Consider the following 23915-nt stretch of genomic DNA (forward strand, 5'->3'; position numbering starts at 1 on the left):
AGTGCTGAGCAGAACTCAGGACTCAACACTCAAGACTCATGACTAGGCTATGCCGTGACCACCGTGTCTTTGTCTTCCGGCGGCACTTTTGCGCCGGTTGCTTGCTTCTTCTTCAACTCGGGCGGGTCGGCGAGAATCATCTCATGATTGCACCCGCCGGCCGGGATCATCGGATAGCAATTCTCATATTGATCCACCGGCACATCGAGAATGACCGGACCATCGGTCGCGATGGCTTGTTTGATCACATCGTCCAGCTCAGCGACCGTGTTGGCTCGCAGCCCAATGGCGCCGTATGCTTGGGCGAGTTTGACGAAATCGGGCGTCGTATCGAGATAGCTCGAGGCGTACCGGCCTTCGTAGAACAGGTCCTGCCACTGCCGCACCATGCCGTGGAACCGATTGTTCACGATGACGACCTTGACCGGCAGCTTGTGCACGACGGCCGTCGCCATCTCTTGCATATTCATCTGCACGCTGCCGTCGCCCGCGATGCAGAGCACAAGCCGATCGCGATACGCCGCCTGAGCGCCCATCGCAGCGGGGAACCCGAAGCCCATGGTTCCGAGGCCGCCCGACGTCAGCCATCGGCGAGGCTTGGCCAGCTTGAAGTATTGCGCGGACCACATCTGGTGCTGCCCGACATCGGTCGCCACGATCGGGTCGCGGTCCTTCGTCAACTCATACAGCCGCTTGATCACGTGTTGCGGCTTGATCGCTCCCTTGGGATCTTGATCGTACGTCAGTGGATGGGCGCGCTTCCATTCATTGATCTGATCCCACCACGGCTTGCGCAGGTCCTTCTGATCGCCGTTGACGCTGATCTTGAGAGCCTGGATCAACTCGCGCAGCACGCGCTTACAATCCCCGACGATCGGAATATCGACGTGGATATTTTTTTTGATCGACGTGGGATCGATGTCGATGTGGATGATCTTGGCGTGCGGACAAAATTCCGACACCTTGCCGGTCACCCGGTCATCGAAGCGCGCGCCCACGGCAATCACGAGGTCGGAGTAATGCACGGCCATGTTCGCCCAATAGGTGCCGTGCATGCCCATCATGCCCATGGACAAGGGGTGCTCGCCTGGAAAGGCTCCCAGCGCCATCAGCGTCATGTCCACCGGGATTTGGCACATCTCCGCGAGTTCCAGCAGCTCTTGCGAGGCGCCCGAGAAGACGACGCCGCCGCCGACATAGAGAACCGGCTTCTTGGCTTTCGCGATGGCATCGGCCGCTTGCTTGATCTGCCATTTGTTGCCGTCGTACGTCGGGTTGTAGCCCCTGATCGAGACCGAGGCCGGATACTTGAATTCCGCCCGATTCATCGACACGTCTTTCGGAATATCGACCAGGACGGGGCCCGGCCGACCGGTGGTCGCAATGTAGAAGGCCTCTTTGATGGTGACGGCAAGATCGTTGACGTCTTTGACCAAAAAGTTGTACTTGGTGCAGGGACGGCTGAGGCCGATGTTGTCCGCCTCCTGAAACGCGTCGTTGCCGATCATGCTCGTCGAGACTTGTCCCGAAAAGCAGACGAGCGGGACCGAATCCATGTAAGCATCAACCAGCGCGGTGACGACATTGCTCATGCCGGGCCCCGACGTGACAAGGGCGACCCCCGGCTTGCCGGTTGCCTTGGCATAGCCTTCCGCCATATGCCCCGCGCCCTGTTCGTGCCGCGTCAAAATGACTTCGAGATCTTTCTCCTGATGGAGGACATCGAAGATCTTGAGTACGACCCCGCCCGGCAGCGCAAAGATCGTCTTCACACCTTCCCGCTTGAGGCACTCGACGAAAATTTCCGCGCCTGTGAGCTTCATCGTCACCCTCTTGCGAACAGACTGAAAAACAAAAGAAATTTTGTCGATGTTATCATCGGTCCTTATTGGAAGTCAATGAGAAACGCGACAGTGTGAACGGAGCCCGCACTTTTGCCGATGCCATGGCGACGGTCACGATCTTCTCCAGGCCGGAGTGTCATCTCTGCCACGTCGTCCATCGAATGGCGATACGACTCCAAGCTGAAATGCCGTTCAACGTGCGCCTCATCGATATCAGTCGAGATCCGGCAGACGAACAACGATACGGAACCCGCATCCCGGTCGTCCACATCGATGATCGAGAATACTTTTCAGGCAAGGTGACGGAGCGGGAACTGCGTCGGGCGATCAAAAGAGCGCGTTGGAGAGGGCCTATAAGCCGGATTCTGTCCCGCCTCGGTTGGCGGCGGGGATGATCATTTCTCTGGAACTCGGGTTACCCCAAGCTTCGTGCGGCCTACCCGAGGGCGACGGCCGGGCCGACCGCTGAGAAGCGGCACCGGTGCCCGCTCCTCATGCCCTCCTATTTGGCCTTGCTCCGGGTGACGCTTGCCGGCCGGTCGTGTCACCACCACCGCGGTGGGCTCTTACCCCGCCATTTCACCCTTGCCTGAGCCGCCTGCGACTGCCGGCGGCCATCGGCGGTATGCTTTCTGTTGCGCCGGTGTCGGATCGCTCCGCCTGGGTGTTACCCAGCACCCCGCCCTTGGAGTCCGGACTTTCCTCTCGACGGCTAGGCCGCCGAGCGATCATCCGGCCCTCTCCAAACACGCTCTGGTACTATAACCATCGCCTCCCTGCGATGCAAGGCGCGTTGACCGTGCTCTACGCCTTTGTTACAGTACGCGCCCTTTTACGGTAACCATGAACGAGGAGTCCAACCAGGCACGCATCGGCATCGACGAATCTGGTAAAGGCGATTACTTCGGCCCGTTGGTGATCGCGGCGACCCTCGTCACATCGGCCCTCGAACCCCTGCTGCGCGGACTCGAAGTCAGAGACAGCAAGCGCATCTCCGATGGACGGATCCTGGACATCGCGCGCGAAATCCGGTCGATGTGCCGGCACAGCGTCGTTGCGATCGGCCCCCAGCGCTACAACGAGCTGTACGGGAAGATCAAAAATCTCAATCGACTGCTCGCATGGGGCCACGCGCGGGCGCTAGAGAATATCCTGGAACAGGAGCCATGCAGCTTGGCGATTTCCGACCAGTTTGGAGACGAGCGATACATCGTGAACGCCTTGCTGGAGAAAGGCAAAACGATCCGTCTGGTGCAGCGGCCGAAAGCCGAAGAAGACCTGGCGGTCGCCGCCGCCTCGATTTTGGCCCGAGCGGAATTTCTTCTTCGCCTCAAGCGGCTCTCGGAAGAGATCGGCGTGTCACTGCCGAAAGGGGCATCTTCGGCGGTGGAGTTCGCGGGGAGGATGGTGGTGCGGAAGCACGGACAAGTAGCGCTGGCGCGGGTCGCCAAGCTTCACTTCAAAACAACTCACGCGGTGTTGGGAGGAGCGCGGAACTAATCGGCCGGCTGGTCTTTTCCGTCTGCCTCGCCCGCCGCGACGGTCACCGGCTCTCCTTCCCAATACAGGAGACGGTGGCAGTACGAGCATGATTGCAACACGTCGGAGCGTTTGACTTCGGCGACGAGCTGGGGCGGCAATTGCAAACGACAGCCGCTGCAGATCCCGTTCTTCACCGGGGCGACCGCCACATCCTTCCGCGCGCCTTTCAGCTTGTTGTATCGGATCAGCAATGTCCCATCGATGCCGGCAGCAACCTGTTGCCGTCTCTCTTCCAATTCGGACAATTCCCGACGGTATCCCGCGGTCGTCGACTCGATTCTCGATTTTTCTTCACTGAACGAACGCTGCGCTTCGGCTAACGCCGCCTTGGCCTCCTTCTCCCGTTGCTGAATGCCTTCGATCCGCTCCATCAGGAGCAGGATCTGCTCTTCCATCGCGCTCTTTTTCTTGTTCGCCATTTCAATTTCGAACAGGTGCGCCTGATACTCCTTGTTCGTTTTCAACTCCGTCAACCGGTTTCGCAACTTGGCGACCTGCCCCTCGTGGATCTCCAGATCGCGTTCGCGATCACGGCGATCCTTGGTGAGCGTCTCCAGTTCGCTTGAGAGCGCGTGCACCTGCTGCGTGGCCTCTATGACGGGAGCTTCGGCGGCTTGAAGGAGAGCGGGGAGTTTGCGTTCTTGTTCCGTGATCTCGAGAATACGGAGATCGATCGTCTGCAGCTCAATCAGTGTAGGCAACTGGGGATGCAATGGTTCCTCGTCGGTGCGACATCGGCTGTCTCGAAAATGGTGGGCCCACCAGGCCTCGAACCTGGGACCAACGGATTATGAGTCCGCTGCTCTGACCAACTGAGCTATGGGCCCATGACACGCGGTCAGGCCAATTCCGGCTTACTTCTCTCTGCTCGCTTGCCGAAGCCGGCTTCGGCCTGTCTGTATTCTCGTCCATTGGTCGGCGCGATTCTAAATCCCGGAGAACGAGAGTGTCAATCTGACTACAGACTCTCCACGAAACTCTTTAGCTTGCGGCTGCGACTGGGGTGGCGCAATTTGCGCAAGGCTTTCGCTTCGATCTGCCGGATGCGCTCGCGCGTCACCTCGAAGTCCTGTCCGACCTCTTCCAGCGTGTGATCGGTCGCCTCGCCGATGCCGAAGCGCTTGCGCAAGACCTTCTCCTCCCGCGGAGTGAGCGTCTGGAGCGCGTTGTTGATCTGCCGCTGTAGATCGTACCGGATCGCGGCTTCGAGCGGGGAAACCGCCTTCTTATCCTCGATGAAGTCTCCCAAATGACTGTCCTCTTCCTCTCCGATGGGGGTTTCGAGCGAAATCGGCTCACGCGCGATCTTGAGGATCTTGCGGACCTTGTCCAGCGGCAGATCCATGCGCTCGGCAATCTCCTCGGGGTTCGGCTCGCGGCCGAGCTTCTGCACCAGATGCCGTGACGTGCGGATCAATTTATTGATCGTCTCGATCATATGGACGGGGATGCGGATCGTTCTGGCCTGATCGGCAATCGCGCGCGTGATGGCCTGGCGGATCCACCATGTCGCATATGTGCTGAATTTGTAGCCGCGCTTGTACTCGAACTTGTCCACGGCCTTCATCAAGCCGATGTTGCCTTCCTGAATCAAATCGAGGAACTGGAGGCCCCGGTTCGTATACTTCTTGGCGATGCTGACGACCAGGCGCAAATTCGCCTCGACCAGTTCGGCCTTGCCGCGCTTGACCTTCTCTTCAGCGATGTCGAGCTGCCGCACGGCCTCCTTGATTTCATCGGCCGACACCAGCGCCTCTTCCGTTTCCAATTGCCGGATCCTCGCGCGTGCCGCTTGGTAGCCCTTCTTGATCTCATTGAGTGTCTCTTCGGAAATCCCCGTCTTCCGGTGAACCGCGAGAAAGTCGCGGCGCTCTCGGCACAACCGTTTGAGCAGATCGGCCCCTGCCTCGCCGGGTACGCCCAGACGACGCTGGCAGTGGGCGATCTCCCGTTCGGCGGCCCTGATCTCCTGCGCCACTTCACGCACGCGCTGCACCAACCGCTCCTTCAGCACGACGTGCAGGTTGATCGACTCCATCTTCTCGACCAACTGCGGTCGAACCTCTTTGATCTGGTTCTTGATGCGGCGTTGCTTCGCGGGATCATTGCCGGCGTGGCGGTTTTTCTCGTACAGCGCGATCAGGGTCTTGGAGATATTTCGGACTTTATTGAGAGCCTCTAACGTTTTTTCGCGCAGCTCCGCATCGTCCCGCTCGACTTCCTCCTCGCTGTTCTCTTCAAAATCTTCTTCCTGAACGGGCACGATCTCGCGGACGCTGATCTTGTCGTTCTTCAATTGATCGCGCAACGAGAGCACGAACTGGATGGTCATCGGCATGCCGAAGACCACCGAGGCGATCTCTTTCTTGCCTTCCTCGATCCGTTTGGCGATCTCGATCTCGCCCTCGCGGCTCAGCAGCGCGACGCTGCCCATTTCCTTGAGATAGAGACGCACCGGATCATCGGTCCGGCTGAGGACCCCGGGCGTGAGATCGATCTCCTTTTCCTCCTCCTCGAGCTCCTCTTTCCCTTCGACCTCCTCGACCTCCTCAACCTGCTCGTCGGCCTCCACCAGCTTTTCCCGCTCGCCGTCGGCCGAATCGACGATCTCGATATCCATCTCCCCGAACATGCTCATCAGCGTGCTGATCTGTTCGGAGGAGACCATGTCGGCCGGCAGGGTGCTGTTCAGTTCATCGTAAGTCAGGAAGCCCTTCTCCTTCCCGATCGAAATCAGCTTCTTGACTTCTCCGAGCAATTCTTCTTTCGCCATGATGACTCCTCAGAACAGTTTAAGAGGTCCGAACGGGGACAGCGGCTTTCGTCTGCCGAAGCGCATTGACCTCGGCATTCAACAGGCGCGCCTCTTCATGAAGGCCGGCTTGTTCCGCGGCACGCAGTTTGACGATCAAGGCTTCCAGGGCGCGTTCGCGTCGTTTGCGCTGAAGGGCATCGAGACACCCTTCGAGGTGCGCTGGAATGTCGTCGAAATGCCGATCCGCCGCCGACATCTCGGTCGCCGCCGCGCAGCACGCTGGGTCGGCAAGCGCCTCATCAAGCAATGGGCGGATCAGCACGCGGCCGCCAGCATCGATGTGCCGACACGCGATCTCGACCAGGCGACGACAGGCAGGGTCGGCGAATGCGTCGACCGACAGGGACTGAACCTGCAAGCCGGGGACATGTCCGTGCACAAGCAAGTACACGAGGTCCCATTCTTCGGCGTATCGCTTTCGGTTCACCGGCTGAGAAACGGCCAGTCGGCGATCCGGTCTACCTTCGGACTTCTTCACCAATGCCGGGTACCGTTCGATCAGACGGGCTTGGCTGATGTCCAGCCGTTCGGCCACGCGGCGCATGCATTCTTCTTGCTCGATCCGGTTCGACGTTTTCTGGAGAATCCTCAGAATATCATCGACGCTCCGAAGACGATCGTCCATCGAGCCGGATGCCGCCTGTCGCAAGCTGTGCTCGACGGCAAAATCGAGCAGACTCGGCGCTTCCTCCTGTAACCGCCGAAATGCCTCCGGGCCCTGGTTTCGAACGAAGGTGTCGGGATCCTCGCCCGTCGGCAGCGTCACGACCGTCACCCCGATTCCACTATCGACAAAGAGATCGAGGGTTCGGAGCGCCGCCCGAACCCCGGCCGGGTCGGGATCGAAGAGGAGGACAAGCTTCTTGGCAAAGCGCCGGATGATCGTCAAGTGGTCGGGCGTCAGCGCCGTGCCGAGCGTCGCGACGACATTGGTAATCCCTGCCTGATGGAGCGCAATCGCATCGAAGTAACCCTCAACAATGACGAGTCGTCCCTCTCGGCCGGCTGTCTCCCGCGCACGATCAAACCCGTACAGATTTCGTCCCTTACTGAACAGCGCGGTTTCCGGCGAATTGAGGTATTTCGGTTCCCCCTCACCGAGGATGCGCCCACCAAAGGCGATGACCCGGCGACGAAGGTCTGTAATGGGGAACATCAGCCGACTTCTAAAACGGTCATAATAGGCGGTCGGGTCAGTGGCACGCCGCCCAGACTGATCCTTGGCCACGGACAGTCCGGCGGCCGCAATATCGGTTAAGCCGTGCCCTTCCCTGAGCAAGACGCCCAGCAAGCCATCCCACCCCGGCGGAGCATAGCCCAACCCGAAGGCTCGGATCGTATCCTCACTGATCCCTCGACCCCGAACATAGTCGAGTGCCGTTCGGCCGATGCTCGTATCCCAGAGGTTTCGTTCGAACCAGCCGGCGGCAGCCTGGTGGATCCGTTCCAGCCGATCCCGGACTTGAGACTCTCCGGAATGGCCGACATGGCTGACGCTCGGCACGTCGATCCCCAGCCGCTTTCCCAAGTCCCGAACGGTATCAGGAAAGCTCCCGCCCTCCAGCTTCATGAGAAAGGTGAAGACGTTTCCTCCGGCCCCGCACCCGAAGCAGTGAAAAATTTGGCGAGACGGACTGACGGTAAAAGAAGGAGTTTTTTCGTTGTGAAAGGGACACAGGCCTTTAAGGTTTTGGCCTGACCGGGTCAAGGCGACGTACCCGGAGACGATGTCGACAATATCCGCACGCTCCCGAATTTGGGCGATGACGTCTTCGGGGATCAGGTTTGATGCCATGGACGTTGCTTTTTAATCCCTCGATCGCTGAAGACGGCAGGTCAAACGGACCGGTCACACTATCAAACGGACGGCGTGCCTGTAAAGATGGACGAGCGTAGGGCTACCCGGGCGGCCAGGACATGGTACGACCGCCCAGAACATGAAAATGCAAATGGAAGACCGTTTGTCCAGCATCCGGGCCCGTGTTCGTCACAACGCGGTAGCCTGAGGACGCAATTCCCTTGGCTGTGGCGACCTTTCCTGCAACGAAGATGAGATGCCCGAAGAGCCGCTCATCGCCCCCGATACCCTCTCCGATTGACGGCACATGGCGTTTAGGGATGACCAGCGTATGAACGGGAGCTTGTGGGCGGATGTCGTCAAAGGCCAGCGCCTGTTCATCTTCGTACACGATTTTGGCGGGTATTTCACGTTTGATGATCCGGCAGAACAAACAGTCACTCATGACCGGGCCCTCCCGACTTGGCCCGAAGTCCGGGCGTGCCAACCCGCCGCGCCAGCTCCTGATAGATCTCTTGCAGCGTCACGCCGTGATAGCCAAGGACGACGAGCGTGTGGAAGAAGAGATCGGCCACCTCGTAAATGACCTCGTCGCGCTTGTCATTTTTTGACGCAAGAAGGACCTCACCAGCCTCCTCAGCGACTTTCTTCAAGATCCGGTCCTGGCCCTGCTGAAATAAGGTTGAGACGTACGAGCCTTCTTTCGGCTGAAGCTTGCGATCGAGGATCGTCCGATAGACATGCTCGAGCACACCACCCAGCGCATCGTCAGATGGTTTTGAGGCGTCAGTGACGTCTCCACTGTCCCATCGGGTGAAAAAACAGCTTGCCTGACCGGTATGACACGTCGGCCCGACGGGCTCCGCCTTGATCAGCACGGTATCTCGATCACAATCGAGGAAGAGATCCTTCACAACCAAATAATGTCCCGACGTCTCTCCCTTTTCCCAGAGTTTCTGACGAGAGCGACTCCAAAAATGCACGTGCTTCGTGGTCACGGTTCGGTCCAGCGCGTCACGATTCATGAAGCCGAGCATGAGCACACTCCCGTCGCGCCAATCCTGGACGACCGCCGGCACCAACCCGTGGTCATCCGGTTTCAGTTGCTCCCAGCGTGTCACGATGCCACCACTTTCCAATTACTGGAGACGTGACGTACCGCGACACCGCGCTCGGCGAGGTACGCTTTTGCCTGCTGAATGGTATACGTCCGATAGTGAAAGATCGAGGCCGCCAAGACCGCATCGGCTTTGCCGCGCACGAACGCGTCATACAGATGCTCGAGGCAGCCCGCACCTCCCGACGCGATCACGGGGATCGGCACCGCGGCCGATACGGCAGCCGTCAGAGCGAGGTCGTAGCCGTCCTTCGTCCCATCACGATCCATGCTGGTTAAGAGAATTTCACCGGCGCCTGCCGCGCTCATGTCTCGTGCCCACTGAACGGCATCGACCCCGGTCGCGCGACGACCGCCGTGGGTGAAGACTTCCCACGCCCCGTTGTTCGACTGTTTCGCGTCGATCGCCACAACGATGCATTGCGCGCCAAACCGGGCGGCGGCGGCCTTCACGAAGTCAGGATTTTCGACGGCTGCGGTATTGATACTCACCTTGTCGGCGCCCGCATTCAAGAGCGCGCGGATGTCGTCCAGCGTCCGGACACCGCCGCCGACCGTCAGTGGCATGAATACATGCTCCGCCGTGCGCGCCACCACGTCGAGGAGAATCTGCCGGCGTTCGTGCGAAGCCGTAATGTCGAGGAAACACAGTTCATCCGCCACTTCCCGATCGTAGACGGCCGCGACCTCCACCGGATCCCCCGCGTCGCGAAGATTGACGAACTCGACACCTTTCACCACTCGACCATCTTTCACGTCGAGGCATGGAATGATCCGTTTCGTCAACATGTCGCCATAGCTTCGAGCGCCTGCTCTAAATCGAGCGTGCCCTCGTAGAGCGCCTTGCCGACGATCGCTCCCATGACGCGTGGGCCGAGCGCGCTGATCGCGCGCAGATCGTCGATCCGTGTGATGCCACCTGAAGCGATGACCGGTACTGGCGACCGATCCACGATCTCACGAAGCGCGGTGAGGTTTGGTCCCGACAGCATGCCGTCTCTCCCGATATCGGTATAGATAATCCCGGCCAGCCGATACCCCTTCAGCTCGGCGACGAGGTCGATCGCGCGGGTTTGAGACACGTTCGTCCATCCTTTGACCGCGACGTATCCATCCCGTGCGTCGAGCCCGACCAGGATCCGGTCCGGGTACTCGTCGCAGGCCTGCTTCAACAGCGCGATCTGTTGAAGGACGGCAGTGCCGAGCACAAGACGGTGGGCGCCATGATTGAAGTACAAGCGTACGGTTTCCATGGTCCGAATCCCACCGCCGACTTGGACCGGGATGGTCACGGCCTTCAGAATCGCCAGAATCTGGGGCAAGTTTCGCGGCTGTCCTTCCACCGCACCGTTCAAATCGACCACGTGCAACGACTTGGCCCCAAGCTTTTCCCACCGCCGGGCCATCGCGGCCGGGTCTTCCGAATAGACGGTGTCTTGATGAAGGTCACCTTGACGAAGACGGACGCAGCGGCCGTCCTTTATGTCTATCGCGGGGATCACAAGCATCATCGGCTCTCGCTGATCACGATTGTCCGAAAGGGAACCGCTTGACGAGTTGAGACGCGCCATACTCCGCGAGATCCTCGGCGGTCACAAATCCCCAGCCCCGCTGCCAGAAGCCGAGGAAGTCTTCGTTCAGTGGTCGTTGCCGTTCGTAGTAGTTGCCAGTCCACAGTGTCACACCATCGGGAGCCACCAGCTTCACTTCAAAGCCGACGATCGCCGGTTTTGCACCCCACCGGCTGCCTTCTCGCTCACGATACACCAACACTCTACCGATCAGCGCCCCATCGACTCGGAGTTGACGGGCCGCCTCTTTGGCCGCCTGTTCCGGAGCCCCGACCATTGCAGCTGGGACCGCTTGCACGGCATCGGCCGGCGACAGAACGCGCACTCCGCCCTTCCGCAGCAGCGTGCGGTACATGATGTCGGCAATTTTGTCTGCGGCGAAGGGTGGTACGCTCGTCGTTTCCCGATCGAAACGATCGACCGCGGGCGGCGCGACGCTCATTTGAATGTCCGATCGCTTCGCCCCGCGTGGAACGGAAAATTCGGCATCGGCGGAATCCAGAATCTGCGGCGTGGCGAGGCGAGCGAACGGCATCACCACCACTGACTGAACTTGGTATTGATCGAGTGCGGGAGAGACATTCGTCGTGACCTTGGCTGGCGCACAGGCCGCAAGAACTCCACTGATAACGGCGAGCGCAGCATACATGGCTCGCGACCACATCATCATATACGCCACTCGGCAAAGTTCTTGATGATCCAAAGACCCGCCGACTGGCTTTTCTCCGGATGAAATTGACACGCGAACACGTTGTCCCGCCAGATACTGGAGACAAACGGTCGTCCATACTCCGTCGTCGTGGCAATGATGTCGGGATCGGCGGGATCCACATAATAGGAATGAACGAAGTAGAAATCCACGCCGGTCGGAAGACCACGAAGCGGCGGGGCCTCCCGCTGAATCGTGACGGCGTTCCAGCCCATGTGGGGCACCTTTAACGACTCCGCATGCCGCCTTCCGTTCGTCTCTGCTGAGGTAAACCGCCGAACACGACCCGGAAGGATATCCAAGCCCTTGTGCACGCCGAACTCTTCGCTCTCGGTAAACAGGAGTTGCAGCCCCAGGCAAATGCCAAGGAACGGCTTGCCGAGCCGAATCGCCTGGCGCACCGATTCGATCAAGTCGAAGCGCTCCAGGTTCGCCATGCAGTCGGGAAACGCGCCGACGCCGGGCAGCACGACACGATCCGCGCCAGCAATCACGCCGCGCTCACGCGTCACCACCGCCTCATGGCCGACCACCGCAAAGGCCTTCTGCACGCTGCGGAGGTTCCCCATGCCGTAATCGATGATGGCAATCATGGGTGGCAATCGGCGTTCAGAGCGCCTGGACCACTACAGTTTTCCCTTGGTCGAGAGGACGCCCGACACCCGCTCGTCTAAGGATGTGGCTTGATCGAGCGCCTTAGCCAGGGCTTTGAACACCGCCTCCATAATGTGATGCGGATTGCGACCGTAGAGGACGTTGATATGGAGGTTGAGGGCGCCGTGCGTGACGAACGCCTGAAAGAAGTCCTCGAACAGGCCCAGATCGAAGGTCTTGATCCGCCGTTGTGGCAACCGAACGTTGTAGACCAGGTAGGGCCGGCCGCTGAGGTCGACGGTCACTTGCGCAAGCGTCTCATCGAGTGGAACCGAGGCCCAGCCGAAGCGTCGAATGCCCTCCTTCCCGCCCAGCGCCTGCTTGAGCGCTTCCCCCAAGACGATGCCGATATCTTCGACCGTATGGTGATCGTCGATCTCAGTATCGCCTTTGGCTTGCACGGTGAGATCGAAAAATCCGTGTTTGCTCAACAACTGAAGCATATGGTCGAGGAACGGAATCGTCGTCTGCACGTGCCCGCGACCGCTCCCTTCCAACGCGACTTCGATGGTGACGTTCGTCTCGGTCGTCTGGCGCTCGACCCTGGCCTTCCGCGAACCGGCTGTAACCTTCATGGGCGTCGGCTCTCCAACGATTTGGCGTGCGCGTCCAATCCTTCCATCTGCGCAATGCGGTAGAGATGATCCTTGACCTTCGTCAGCTCTTCTTTGGTGTAGTAGATGATGTTGCTCTTCTTGAGATAGTCGTCCACCGACAGGGGAGAAAAGAACCGTGCCGTACCACCTGTGGGGAGGACGTGGTTCGGACCTGCCACGTAATCGGCGATGGCCGGCGGCGTATAGCGGCCAAGGAACAAGGCCCCCGCATGGCGGATCTTCTCCAAATAGTCAAACGGGCGTTCGACGGAAAGGGTCAAGTGCTCCGGCGCAATCGCGTTCGCCAAGTCAATCGCCTCTTCCATTGTATCGACGACCAAGGCGACGGCATGGCGAGCAATCGCTTTCGCCACGATCTTTTCCCGCGAAAGCTTGGCCATCTGCTCCTTCACATGTCGGACAGCCGCGTCGGCCAGCTTCCGCGACGTCGTCACGAGATACACTTTCGCTTCTTCATCATGCTCGGCTTCACACAACAAATCCGCCGCGACGTGTGCAGGATCCGCGGCCTCGTCTGCGACGACGAGAAGCTCGCTGGGGCCTGCGACCATATCAATGGCCACGGTTCCATACATAAGGCGCTTCGCGGTCGCGACATAGATGTTGCCAGGACCCACGATCTTATCGACACGAGGAATCGTCTGCGTGCCATAGGCCATGGCTGCGATCGCTTGGACTCCGCCGATCTGGTACACCTCATCGACTCCTGCGATGTCGGCGGCGACGAGCAGGTACGGGCTGATGCCGGCTTTGGTCGTCGGGGTGCAGAGCACCACGCGCTTCACTCCCGCCACTTTCGCCGGGATCGCGCACATCAGCAGTGACGATGGATAAACGGCCTTCCCGCCCGGCACGTACACGCCGACGGCATCCAGCGGCAGAATCATCTGACCGAGCGTCGCCCCGTTCTCCTGATACATCCACGTCTTGAGTCGTTGTCGCTCGTGAAACGCCGTGATCCGTTGCGCGGCATAGCGAAGCGCATCGCCTTCGTCCTTTCGGATCTGGTAGTAGGCTTCCTTGATGCGGTCCACGCTGACGCGGAACTGATCGGGCTTGAGAGTCACGCGATCGAATGTCTTGGCATACCTGACCACTGCTCGATCACCGCCTCGCTCGACGCCACGAAGAATCGATCGCACGGCGGTTTCGACGGTGCCGGCGTTGAAATTCGAGCGGCCGGTCATGCGCTGAACGGCGGTCTTGAATGCCCGATCTGTACTGGCAATAACCTTCATGGCTGCGTCCCCACTATCCTGTCCGCTGCTTCGCACCGCGCGGTTCCGCCAGCCGCGCCCGCTCCATCTTGAGCCGTGCGATAAGATCCGTCACCCGCTCGTGCTTCATCTTTAGGCTGGCTCGATTCACAATGAGCCGAGCCGTGGAGTGCGCAATCACCTCCACTTCGACCAGATCATGCGCCTTCAACGTCTGGCCGCTCGAGACCAAATCGACGATGCGATCGGCGAGCCCCACTAACGGTGCAAGTTCGATCGACCCGTAGAGCTTGATGATCTCGACCGGGATTCCCTTTTGATTGAAATAGCGCTCGGTGATGTTGGGGTACTTGGTGGCCACCCGAATTTTCGATGAGAGCCGGTCGCGCAACTCTTGGCCACGGAGCGCCGCAACGGCGATCCGACAGCCGCCGAATTGCAAGTCCAACGGCTCATACACGTCACGATCCTGCTCCAGCAACATATCCTTGCCCACGACGCCGACATCCGCCGCCCCGTACTCGACGTAGGTCGGCACATCGCTCGGGCGTACGATCATGAGCGTGAGGTCATGTTTTTCTGAGGGAAAGACGAGCCGGCGGCTGTCCGGGGACAGGTCTCCGTTGCTGAAGCCCGCGCGTCGGAATAGCTCGATGGCCGGTTCCAACAGCTTGCCCTTGGATAGGGCGATCGTAATCATGGTTGAACCGGTCGTCCGTTCACGCCGTTCCCTTCACTCGCTCGATGGCGGCGCCCAAGGCTCGGAGCTTTTCTTCAATCCGCTCGTAGCCGCGGTCCAAATGGTAGACCCGTGAGATTTCAGTCTGACCGTCGGCGACGAGGCCGGCGAGGATCAGACCAGCGCTGGCCCGCAGATCGGACGCCATGACCGGGGCACCGGTCAGCGCGGCCGTGCCGGTGACGACGGCCACGTTGCCGTCCACCTTGATGTCTGCTCCCATTCGGCACAACTCGGGCACGTGAATAAACCGGCTTTCGAAAATTGTTTCTGTGATCACGCTCGTCCCGTTGGCCGTGCACGCCAGCGCCATGATTTGCGCCTGCATGTCAGTCGGGAAACCCGGATACGCGAACGTCTTGACGTTCACGGCGTTCAGGCGACCCGTCGCCGTCACGCGGATGGACTCCTTCCCTTCGCGCAGCTCCGCGCCCGTTTCGCGGAGCTTCAACGTCACCGCCTCCAACTGCTGAGGCGCGCAATTCTCCACGGTCACGTTTCCACCCGTCATGGCGCCGGCCACAAGGTAGGTCCCCGCCTCGACGCGATCTGGAATGACTTCATGATCCATTCCCCGTAACTCTGTGACGCCCTCGATCGTGATCATGTCAGTGCCTGCCCCGGCGATTCTTGCGCCGCGCTTGATCAACGACGCGGCGAGATCCGTAATCTCGGGCTCCTTCGCGGCGTTTTCAATGACCGTCGTACCCTCTGCCAGACACGCCGCCATCAGCAAATTTTCCGTTCCCGTGACGGTCGGCATATCGAGGCAAATACGAGCGCCCTTGAGACGTGTCGCCGTCGCATAGATGTACCCATGCTCGACGGAGATTTCGGCACCCAGTTTGGCGAGCCCCGACAGGTGCTGATCGACCGGGCGGGTGCCGATCGCACAGCCACCCGGGAGCGAGACCACTGCCTCACCCCATCGGGCCAGGAGGGGTCCTAGGCACAAGATCGACGCCCGCATCTTGCGGACGAGATCATACGGCGCTTCCGTCGAATTGATACGGTCGACATGCACGAATACACGCGACCCCTCGACCGCCACCACGCCGCCCAACATGCTGAGCAACGTACACATCGTCGAGACATCTACGACGCGGGGCACATTCGTGATCACGCATTCGCCACCGAGCAAGGTCGACGCGAGGATGGGGAGTGCGGCGTTTTTCGCACCGCTCACCATTACGCTCCCTTCCAGCCGTGACGGTCCTTTCAGGATGATGCGGTCCATGAGTCAACGATTGTGATGGTTCATCGCCCTATCGGGTCTTCCAAGCCAAGACCACGCGTTCAATGCCCTGCTCGTCCTTCACGGTCTCGATATTGTAGTAATTTCCCGTGGCTTCCGCTAGACGACAGACCGCCGCTGCTTGCCCTTGTCCCACCTCAAAAGCCACACACCCCTGCGGCTCGAGGAGCGAGAGGGCCTCGGGAAGCAATCGTCGGTAGAAGGTCAGGCCGTCCGGGCCGCCGGACAGGGCGATCCGAGGTTCTCTCTGAACTTCTTCTTGTAACAGCGAAATTTCCCCAGCAGGAATGTATGGTGGATTCGAAACGACCGCGCTGAGCCGGCCATGCAGCTCAGCAGCAAACAACGGCCGGCAGAGTTCCCCTTCGTAGAAAACAATACGAGAGGCCACGCGATGTCGCTCCGCATTGTGCCGTGCTACTTCTAAGGCTTGACGCGACACATCAACAGCATGGACGAGAGCGCCTGGCAGGCGCGTGGCAATGGAGACCGCAATGCAGCCGGAGCCAGTCCCCACATCGGCCACGACCGGTGCCCGGTGTGCAGCCAATTCCCGGCAGACCGCGTCGATCAAGACTTCAGTATCTGCGCGAGGGATCAACACAGCCGGCGTCACGGTCAACTCCAGGCCTGCTATCTCTTGAGAGCCGAGGAGGTATTGGAGGGGTTCGTGAGCAGCACGGCGGCGGATCAAGTCCAGCGTCCGGTCAACGTCCCGAGAGCCCACCCGTGTGTCGTGGGAAACACGAAGCTCGAGTTCCTTCACCCCAAGTGCATGTTGCACCAACCACACAGCCTCACGCTCGGCAGAGGGAATCTTCGCAGCGCGAAGCTCGACGATGGCCCACCTGAGGAGTTCGCCTCGTGTCACGACCGCAGGATCAATCTGGGAGAACGTGCAAGACAGTTGAGACGCGGGGCCGATCATGACGGCTCCGCGGCTGAATTCGCCGCAGTCCGATTCGCGCGCATGGCCTCGACGAATTCATCGAGGTCGCCGTTGAGCACGGCTTCGAGCTTGTGGAGGGTTAAGCCGATCCGGTGGTCGGTGACGCGGTTTTGGGGATAATTGTACGTACGGATCTTTTCGCTTCGGTCCCCGGTCCCCACCTGCGTCCGCCGGGCTTGGGCAATCTCGGCTTCCTGCTTTTCGCGTTCCGCCTCGACGATGCGCGCTCGCAGGGTTCGCATCGCCTTGATCCGGTTTTTCAACTGCGACCGCTCGTCTTGGCACGTCACGACGACTCCGGTCGGGATATGCGTGATCCGGACGGCGGAATAGGTCGTGTTCACGCTCTGTCCACCGGCACCCGAGGAGCAGAACGTATCGATCCGCAGATCTTTGGGATCGATCTGGACTTCAACTTCATCGACTTCCGGCATGACGGCGACCGTCGCGGTGCTGGTGTGAATGCGGCCGCTCGCCTCGGTCGCCGGCACTCGTTGCACGCGGTGGACGCCGCTCTCATAGCGAAAGAGCCCATACGCGCCCTTGCCTTCGACGAGCATCACCACGTCCTTGTACCCGCCGATGCCGGTCTCGTGGGCATCCATCACCTCCACACGTAAGCGCTTCTTCTCGGCGTACTTGGCATACATCCGGAACAGATCGCCTGCAAAGAGCGCCGCTTCTTCCCCGCCGGTCCCGGCACGGATCTCAACGAAGGTGTTTTTCTCATCACGCGGGTCTTTCGGCTCCAGCAGATCAATCGCCCGGCGCTCCATCTCAAGACGGCGCTCGTGCAGTTGCCGGGCCTCTTCAGCGGCCAGTCCTTGAAGATCGGGCGTGATGCCCGGGTCTTGCCGCATCTGCTCGGCCTCGCTTTCTTGTTTGCGAATTTCATGGTACGCATCGAAGAGCTGAGCCAGCTCTTCGATTTCCATGCGCTCCTTATTCAGCTTGTGAAGGAGTGCCGGCTGACTCAGGACGGACTCGTCCATGAGCTGGCGATTCAGCTCATGATAGCGGTTCGCCGCTTCCTCCCATTTGGCAAGGAAGGGCGTGTCCTTCGTGTCCGTGGTCGATGCCTGGGCCATGTTCCCGTCGGCCGAATTCTCGCCGAGGCGTTATTTTTTCTTCGCGTACTTCTTTTTGAACCGCTCCACGCGTCCTTCAGTGTCGACGATCTTCTGCGTGCCGGTAAAAAACGGATGGCAATTGGAACAGATGTCGACGTTGATATTGCCGACCGTCGAGCGCGTCTTGAATGTCGCACCGCATGCGCAGTGCACGGTCGCGACACGGTATTCCGGATGAATGCCTTTCTTCATGATCGCCCCTTTCTCACTATCGGACTGACGTACCTCTTCAGTATTTCGCAGTCCGCAGCGAACCCTCCCCTATCGGTTCATCGATTGGAGGAACTCCTGGTTGGTCTTGGTGCCCTGGATCTTGTCCATCAGGAACTCCATCGCCTCCATCGTCCCAAGCGGGCTCAACACCTTGCGCAGGATCCACATCTTGTTGAGCCGGTCGCGGTCCACGAGCAACTCCTCCTTGCGCGTACCCGACTGACTGATGTCGATGGCCGGGAAGATCCGCTTGTCAGCCAATCGACGATCGAGATGGACCTCCATGTTGCCAGTCCCTTTGAATTCTTCGAAGATCACGTCATCCATCCGGCTCCCGGTATCGACGAGCGCGGTCGCCATGATAGTCAGACTCCCCCCGTTTTCGATATTCCGTGCGGCGCCGAAGAAACGTTTCGGGCGCTGAAGCGCATTCGAGTCGAGACCACCGGAGAGCACCTTGCCGCTCGGGGGCGCGATCGTATTATAGGCCCGCGCCAGTCGCGTGATGCTATCAAGGAGAATGACCACATCGCGCTTGTGCTCGACGAGCCGCTTCGCCTTCTCCAGCACCATCTCGGCGACCTGCGCATGACGCTGCGCGGGCTCATCGAACGTCGAGCTGATGACTTCGGCGGCCTTCACTTGGCGCTGCCAGTCGGTCACCTCTTCCGGCCGCTCGTCAATCAACAGGACGATCAACATCACTTCCTTGTGATTCTTGAGGATGGCCCGGGCAATGGCCTGGAGCAACATCGTTTTACCGGTCCTCGGAGCCGCGACAATCAAACCCCGTTGGCCTTTCCCGATGGGGGTGATCAAATCCATCACCCGCGTGCAGTATTCTTCGGGGTCGAATTCGAGGTTGATCCGCTCCTGTGGATAGAGCGGCGTCAGGTTGTCGAACAGAATCTTGTCCCGTGCAACCTCCGGGTCCTCATAGTTGACCTTTTCGACCTTCAAGAGTGCGAAGTATCGCTCACTCTCCTTCGGTGGGCGGATCTGACCCGATACGATATCGCCGGTCCTCAAGTTGAAGCGGCGGATCTGTGAGGGGGAGATATAGATGTCATCCGGACCCGGCAGGTAATTGGAGTCGGGCGCGCGGAGAAAACCGAACCCATCTGGGAGGGTTTCCAACACGCCTTCTCCCATGATCGCGCCATTCTTCTCTGTTTGGGCTTGAAGGATGGCGAAGATCAACTCCTGCTTCCTGAGATTGGCTGCCCCCTCGATCTTGAGGTCCTTGGCTACCTCATTCAGGTCCGCGATGGATTTCTGCTTCAGTTCAGCAAGGTGCATGATCTTCTCCCTTTAACAATTGGCTGTACGACTCCAACGCCTATGGACGGCGACGAAGTCGAAAGAAGCCGGCAGAACGTAACGATGGACCATTGACGATTGTTGGACGAAGGCAATCGGGTACTAGCCTGACGAGGTTGGTCGACGAAGGAACGAGTCTCTCGCTCAAAACCTCCCTATAATTCAGCCTTCACTTTCTCGGCTACCGGTGCGCTATGGAGCGGGACCACGCAGTCAGAATGGTTGAGTCTCGACTATCGACGATTTGATTCGAGATTTTCCCCGGGAAGCTGCACAGGAGTGGAAGTACTGTTGGATCGTCTGGAAGCTGTCCACATGATAACGATCACCCACTTGCTTGTCAATAGGGGTTGGCCCGTCCAAAGAGCGGGGTGCTCGGCACGAGTAACATCGGCACCAGTAACAAAGGGCGAGGAGTTCTCTTCCGTGCACGATCCCGCCATCCGGGTCTTTCTTGCATTGCAGCCGGAAAACCGTTTGTGCTAAACACGGCGTCATGGGGAATTTGGAAGAAGGACAGAACCTCGAACGTATTTTCACCTTGTCGGAAGCCAACCGGCTGATTCCGGAGCTTGAACGGCATCTCGCTGCGATCCGCCGAGGCAAACAAATCTTGGTGCGAGTCAAAGGAGAAATCACGAAGGCGAGCGCCAAGGCCCAATTCGGCGGAGGTAGTTTCGCAGGTCCCATTTATATCTGCGCGCTCGAGCAGATCAGCGAGCACTTGCAGGCCATCCACGAACTGGGCGTCTTGGTGAAAGACTTGGATATGGGGCTTTGCGACTTCCCCTATCAAATGGATGGGAAGATTGTCTTTCTTTGTTGGAAGCATGGGGAGAGCGAAATTCAGTGGTGGCACGATATTGACAGCGGATTCGCGGACCGGCAACCCCTCTGACCAACTCAAATCAGCGCCGCCGAAACCGGCGGCTGATATTGACATGTTGTTCGTGATCCTTGGGTTCGACGGTCCGGACGGCGCCAAGAAACGGCAGACCTTCCGCCCGGCTCACCTTTCCAAGCTTGAGGCGCTCGACGCGCAGCGTCGGCTGGTGCTCGCCGGCCCTCTCAGCGACGGCGCCGGCAGTTTAATGGTCATCGCCGCTAAGACGCTTGCAGAAGCGGAAGCGCTCGCGCGTGAGGATCCCTATACCATCAACGGCGTCTTTGAACGGGTCGAGGTCCATCCGTTTACACAAGTATTTCCCAAAGCGACTCCCTAACAATCCGCCTACTCACGCTCTCCAACGAATCGATACCCTGTCCAGACGTCGGGCACCGATCCCAATTGTTCATTGACAACAGAATCCGCTGATCGCTATACTCAGACACTTCAACTTGGCAGGACTATTGGCAAAAACCACGGGTAGGCCGTGGGACCAAAGGCCTACAGCCGAACCTTCATGATGGCCCATAATCCCCTGCCTGTGGGCCTTCTGCCGGCTTGCACACGATGATCGCAAGCGCTTACAGTAAGCGTCAGAGTTCCAACGGCTTAACTCGCAAACGCTTAATTAGATGGAGCGGTGAGCACTCATGCCTACGAAGACCGAGGAGTCGATTCGAATGAGCCAGTATCGCGTATTGCCGGGGCCCGAGCATTTTCTTCCGCCCGCTGCCGCGTCAATGGGTATTCGGCTCCCAAACCCCGGCGAAGCGCATATCAATGGCGTGATCGTTTCGGAGGAGCAAGCCATGGAGGAAGCGGCTCGCCAATTCCTGATGGCGAAAGTCCCCACGATCTTTCCGGGCCCTCTCGTTTTGTGGGCATGGAATGAGAAAGCCGCAAAGAAAGCGACCGCGATCCGGCACCTCTATGAAACGATCAAAGAATGCGTCACGCCCGAGCAGAGAGCCATGCTGATTCCGATGCCGGATTACCGCCCGAAATACCCGAAGATCAATCCCGAAATCGAGATCAACCCGAATCACCCGAATCTGACGATTTGGCACAACAAGATCGACTGCTGCATGTTCGTGGGCGTCCACTGTCATCAAGCAAACCTGTCATTGAAAATTATTCGAGGCGGCACATCGTGCTACACGGTTGCCATGTGCGCACAGGCCGGGCACGAAGATGCGATGTTGTCCTTTCGTGATGCCACCGCGGAGAAGATTGCTCGATTGGCCGAGTACGTTAAGAAACTGAAAGGGAGCGTGAAGTTCGACCCGGCCAGGGCCGGCGCCGCACGTTCCTGATCCATCGAAGCCGTCACGTCAGCCGCACTTGTCGAGCGGCTCGTTAAAAGGAGGCCGGGGTCATGGCAGAAACCAAATCCGTTATCGGCACGCAGAACAAGAAAGGGCAGACCTATACCGACCCATGGTACATGCTCAATGAGGCCCCGCGCACCCCATCGTTCTTCACCGGCAGCGAGGTCATCAAAGAGGCGATCCGACGAGCGAGCTGCGACGTCATGATTGCTTATCCCATCACACCCCAGAGCGAAGCAGCAGCGCTCATCGGTGAACTGTTTGCCGAAGGCTATATCGGCGACTACTTCCGCGGGGAAAGCGAGTTTGCGGTCATGTCACAATGTGCCGGTGCCGCCTTCGGCGGCGCGCGCGTCTTTACGACCACGGCCGGCCCTGGCACGATGCGCGCGATGGAAAATTTCCCGATGTGGGCCGGCGCCCGGCTCCCGATCCAGATGATCGTCACCTGTCGCGGCATCAACTCCCCGCTGTCGATTCAGCCCGATACGTTGGAGATTTCTTACCTACTGAACACCGGCATGCTCGTCTGGCACGCCGAAACGGCGCAGGATTTCTACGATTGGATTCTCAAAGGCTACATGGTGTCCGAAGAGCCCGATGTGCACCTGCCGCTGGCACTGTGCTGCGACGGCTTTTTCGTCACCCATACCAAGGACGTGGTCCAACTCACGCCGGTTGATATGTGCCTGCCGCCCTACGATCCTTATCGCTCGCCAGTCCCCTGCATGGACATGGAATGTCCGCCGGTCCGAATGATGCGCGACCCGTTCGTCATGAAGAGCAACTACATCAGCTACGCGACGCACGCCAGCTGGCAACAGGAAGTGTGGGCGGCCGTCGAACGATCGCGCAAGCATACCGACCGCTGGCTGGGCGGACTGATCGACACCGAAAACACCGATGCCGATATTCTGATCGTCTCTTCCGGAACTGCCGTCTCACAAGGACGGGAGGCCATTCGGTTGCTGGAAGATGAGGGCGTGCGCTGTGGTTTGGTGAAGATCAAGACGCTCCGGCCCTGGCCGGGAGAAGAAATTCGGGAGGCGACGAAGCACGCGAAGTACATTTTTGTGCCGGAGTTCAACGTGACGGGCTGGCTGGCCAAGGAAATTCGGGCCAGCATTGCCAACAGCGACCGCGTCATCGCCGCACCGCACGTCGCGGGCGGCATGACGATGCCGCCAGAGATCATCGTTTCTGAAATCAAAACAACACTCGGTATGCGGACAGTCTCCCTCGCCGGTCGTGGGAGCTGAGGACCGTTCGATCCAGATGACTACAGCTTGAGGAGGCGTCCATGAGCAAAGAGCGAATCAAGATTGCGCCGGAGTTCTTCGATATCATGCCGCCCGAATACCAGGACCTGGTGAATCGGGCGACGTATGGGAAAGATGATCGCGGCTGGAAAGATATCGGCACCTCGAAAGAATTGATCGAGGAGCATTCGCTCTGTGCCGGCTGCCCCGAATCAATGGCGTTCCGGTACATTCTCGCCTCCCTCCCGAACCCTGAAGATACGGTCATGGTGGGATCCACGGGCTGCACGAGTTTGGTGTTTCCGCACGTCGCGGTGCACAACATCCATTCCCTCTTCGGCAACCAAAATGCGATTGCATCGGGGTTGAAGCGTGCCCTGACCGTCCGCTTCCCTGGACGGGTCAAGGACGTGGTCGTTTTGGCCGGGGACGGCGCGACCGTCGACATTGGTCTCGACATGACGCTCCAAGCCTGGTTCCGCCAGGAAAAATTCACGACGATCTGCTTTGACAACGAGTTGTACGCGAATACCGGCGGCCAAGAGAGCGGGCTCATGCAAAAGGGGTTCGTCGCCAAGATGGCCCCCGTCGGAAAGACGTTTGAAAAAGTCCGGCTCCCTGAGATCGCGCGCGAGTCCGGTTGTCACTACGTGGTGAACTGCACCGTCAGCAAGCCGTCGCTCGTTGAAAAAGTCATTCGCAACGCCGTGCTGATCGCGCGGGAAATCGGGCCGACCTACCTGCAGCTCTACACGCCGTGCATTTTGGAAATCGGGAAGAACAGCATGGAAGGCTTGCAGGAAATGCGTGACTCGGAGAAGCCGACCGAGCGGTTCGCGTACAAGGAGTACGTGAGCGAGCCGGCCAAGCAGTTCTTGGCCGAAGTGGCGGCCAAGGAGAAGGAAAAGAAGGCGGCCGCAAAGCAGTTGGCGGCGCAAGGCGCGTAACGGCG

Annotated in this window: 24 protein-coding genes, 1 tRNA gene, 1 other RNA gene and 1 pseudogene; 7 read left to right on the forward strand and 20 right to left on the reverse strand. The window is 59.3% G+C overall.

The window, feature by feature from the left end; all coding sequences use genetic code 11:
- Positions 1-47: 47 nt before the first annotated feature.
- Complete coding sequence (gene ilvB / locus AC1U7K_RS05880; protein WP_480249988.1) at positions 48-1823, reverse strand: biosynthetic-type acetolactate synthase large subunit; 1776 nt, start codon at positions 1821-1823, stop codon at positions 48-50.
- 122 nt (positions 1824-1945) lie between these two features.
- Between ilvB and AC1U7K_RS05885 the strand changes: the two are divergent.
- A pseudogene (locus AC1U7K_RS05885) lies at positions 1946-2164 on the forward strand (glutaredoxin family protein); the annotation flags it as partial.
- An 18-nt stretch (positions 2165-2182) separates the two neighbouring features.
- Here the strand turns inward: AC1U7K_RS05885 and rnpB are convergent.
- Positions 2183-2588, reverse strand: an RNA gene (gene rnpB, locus AC1U7K_RS05890) — RNase P RNA component class A.
- A 99-nt stretch (positions 2589-2687) separates the two neighbouring features.
- Between rnpB and rnhC the strand changes: the two genes are divergently transcribed.
- A complete protein-coding gene (gene rnhC / locus AC1U7K_RS05895) occupies positions 2688-3344 on the forward strand; it encodes a ribonuclease HIII (RefSeq protein WP_480249989.1) in 657 nt (218 codons plus the stop codon).
- Here the strand turns inward: rnhC and AC1U7K_RS05900 are convergent.
- The 18 genes from AC1U7K_RS05900 to rho form a co-directional block, all read right to left on the reverse strand.
- Positions 3341-4087: a zinc ribbon domain-containing protein gene (locus AC1U7K_RS05900; protein WP_480249991.1), complete on the reverse strand. Its 747-nt coding sequence runs from the start codon at positions 4085-4087 to the stop codon at positions 3341-3343. The two genes, rnhC and AC1U7K_RS05900, sit on opposite strands and share 4 nt — an antisense overlap.
- Before the next feature lie 49 nt (positions 4088-4136).
- Positions 4137-4213: transfer RNA gene (locus tag AC1U7K_RS05905), tRNA-Ile, on the reverse strand.
- Between the two features lie 131 nt (positions 4214-4344).
- Entirely contained in the window at positions 4345-6159 is a 1815-nt protein-coding gene (rpoD, locus tag AC1U7K_RS05910) for an RNA polymerase sigma factor RpoD (RefSeq protein WP_480249992.1), read from the reverse strand.
- Between the two features lie 19 nt (positions 6160-6178).
- Positions 6179-7996, reverse strand: coding sequence for a DNA primase (dnaG, locus tag AC1U7K_RS05915; RefSeq protein WP_480249994.1), 1818 nt, complete (start codon positions 7994-7996; stop codon positions 6179-6181).
- A 103-nt stretch (positions 7997-8099) separates the two neighbouring features.
- Positions 8100-8444, reverse strand: coding sequence for a histidine triad nucleotide-binding protein (locus tag AC1U7K_RS05920; protein ID WP_480249995.1), 345 nt, complete (start codon positions 8442-8444; stop codon positions 8100-8102).
- Entirely contained in the window at positions 8437-9120 is a 684-nt protein-coding gene (gene hisIE, locus AC1U7K_RS05925; protein ID WP_480249996.1) for a bifunctional phosphoribosyl-AMP cyclohydrolase/phosphoribosyl-ATP diphosphatase HisIE, read from the reverse strand. Before hisIE ends, AC1U7K_RS05920 begins: the two co-directional genes overlap by 8 nt.
- Positions 9117-9905 (reverse strand): imidazole glycerol phosphate synthase subunit HisF, encoded by a 789-nt coding sequence (gene hisF, locus AC1U7K_RS05930; protein ID WP_480249998.1) that lies wholly within the window; start codon positions 9903-9905, stop codon positions 9117-9119. Before hisF ends, hisIE begins: the two co-directional genes overlap by 4 nt.
- On the reverse strand, positions 9899-10624 hold the full coding sequence (hisA, locus tag AC1U7K_RS05935) for a 1-(5-phosphoribosyl)-5-[(5-phosphoribosylamino)methylideneamino]imidazole-4-carboxamide isomerase (RefSeq protein WP_480250243.1): 726 nt from the start codon (positions 10622-10624) through the stop codon (positions 9899-9901). The genes hisF and hisA overlap by 7 nt, the downstream gene beginning before the upstream one ends.
- A gap of 16 nt (positions 10625-10640) precedes the next feature.
- The gene (locus AC1U7K_RS05940) at positions 10641-11357 is read right to left on the reverse strand and encodes a hypothetical protein (protein ID WP_480250000.1); all 717 of its coding nucleotides are present in this window, start codon (positions 11355-11357) and stop codon (positions 10641-10643) included.
- Positions 11354-11989, reverse strand: a complete 636-nt coding sequence (gene hisH / locus AC1U7K_RS05945) for an imidazole glycerol phosphate synthase subunit HisH (protein WP_480250002.1) — start codon at positions 11987-11989, stop codon at positions 11354-11356. The genes AC1U7K_RS05940 and hisH overlap by 4 nt, the downstream gene beginning before the upstream one ends.
- Before the next feature lie 33 nt (positions 11990-12022).
- Positions 12023-12625: an imidazoleglycerol-phosphate dehydratase HisB gene (gene hisB / locus AC1U7K_RS05950; RefSeq protein WP_480250003.1), complete on the reverse strand. Its 603-nt coding sequence runs from the start codon at positions 12623-12625 to the stop codon at positions 12023-12025.
- Positions 12622-13905, reverse strand: coding sequence for a histidinol dehydrogenase (gene hisD, locus AC1U7K_RS05955; RefSeq protein WP_480250005.1), 1284 nt, complete (start codon positions 13903-13905; stop codon positions 12622-12624). The genes hisB and hisD overlap by 4 nt, the downstream gene beginning before the upstream one ends.
- Positions 13906-13918: 13 nt before the next feature.
- Positions 13919-14584: an ATP phosphoribosyltransferase gene (gene hisG, locus AC1U7K_RS05960; protein WP_480250006.1), complete on the reverse strand. Its 666-nt coding sequence runs from the start codon at positions 14582-14584 to the stop codon at positions 13919-13921.
- 19 nt (positions 14585-14603) lie between these two features.
- Positions 14604-15860 (reverse strand): UDP-N-acetylglucosamine 1-carboxyvinyltransferase, encoded by a 1257-nt coding sequence (gene murA, locus AC1U7K_RS05965; RefSeq protein WP_480250009.1) that lies wholly within the window; start codon positions 15858-15860, stop codon positions 14604-14606.
- Positions 15861-15888: 28 nt separating this feature from the next.
- The gene (prmC, locus tag AC1U7K_RS05970) at positions 15889-16806 is read right to left on the reverse strand and encodes a peptide chain release factor N(5)-glutamine methyltransferase (RefSeq protein WP_480250012.1); all 918 of its coding nucleotides are present in this window, start codon (positions 16804-16806) and stop codon (positions 15889-15891) included.
- The gene (gene prfA / locus AC1U7K_RS05975; protein ID WP_480250014.1) at positions 16803-17915 is read right to left on the reverse strand and encodes a peptide chain release factor 1; all 1113 of its coding nucleotides are present in this window, start codon (positions 17913-17915) and stop codon (positions 16803-16805) included. Before prfA ends, prmC begins: the two co-directional genes overlap by 4 nt.
- A 30-nt stretch (positions 17916-17945) precedes the next feature.
- A complete protein-coding gene (rpmE, locus tag AC1U7K_RS05980; RefSeq protein ID WP_480250015.1) occupies positions 17946-18149 on the reverse strand; it encodes a 50S ribosomal protein L31 in 204 nt (67 codons plus the stop codon).
- Positions 18150-18218: 69 nt separating this feature from the next.
- Positions 18219-19469, reverse strand: coding sequence for a transcription termination factor Rho (gene rho / locus AC1U7K_RS05985; RefSeq protein ID WP_480250017.1), 1251 nt, complete (start codon positions 19467-19469; stop codon positions 18219-18221).
- Positions 19470-19986: 517 nt separating this feature from the next.
- Between rho and AC1U7K_RS05990 the strand changes: the two genes are divergently transcribed.
- From AC1U7K_RS05990 to AC1U7K_RS06010, 5 genes are all read left to right on the forward strand, one after another.
- Positions 19987-20388: a DUF2203 domain-containing protein gene (locus AC1U7K_RS05990; protein ID WP_480250018.1), complete on the forward strand. Its 402-nt coding sequence runs from the start codon at positions 19987-19989 to the stop codon at positions 20386-20388.
- A 43-nt stretch (positions 20389-20431) separates the two neighbouring features.
- Positions 20432-20713: a YciI family protein gene (locus tag AC1U7K_RS05995; RefSeq protein ID WP_480250021.1), complete on the forward strand. Its 282-nt coding sequence runs from the start codon at positions 20432-20434 to the stop codon at positions 20711-20713.
- Between the two features lie 343 nt (positions 20714-21056).
- A complete protein-coding gene (locus tag AC1U7K_RS06000; protein ID WP_480250244.1) occupies positions 21057-21689 on the forward strand; it encodes a carbon monoxide dehydrogenase beta subunit family protein in 633 nt (210 codons plus the stop codon).
- A 62-nt stretch (positions 21690-21751) separates the two neighbouring features.
- Positions 21752-22963, forward strand: a complete 1212-nt coding sequence (locus tag AC1U7K_RS06005) for a transketolase C-terminal domain-containing protein (RefSeq protein ID WP_480250023.1) — start codon at positions 21752-21754, stop codon at positions 22961-22963.
- A gap of 41 nt (positions 22964-23004) precedes the next feature.
- Positions 23005-23910, forward strand: coding sequence for a thiamine pyrophosphate-dependent enzyme (locus tag AC1U7K_RS06010; RefSeq protein ID WP_480250024.1), 906 nt, complete (start codon positions 23005-23007; stop codon positions 23908-23910).
- Positions 23911-23915: the final 5 nt, after the last annotated feature.

It is taken from the genome of Nitrospira sp. Vd2 (assembly GCF_979581665.1).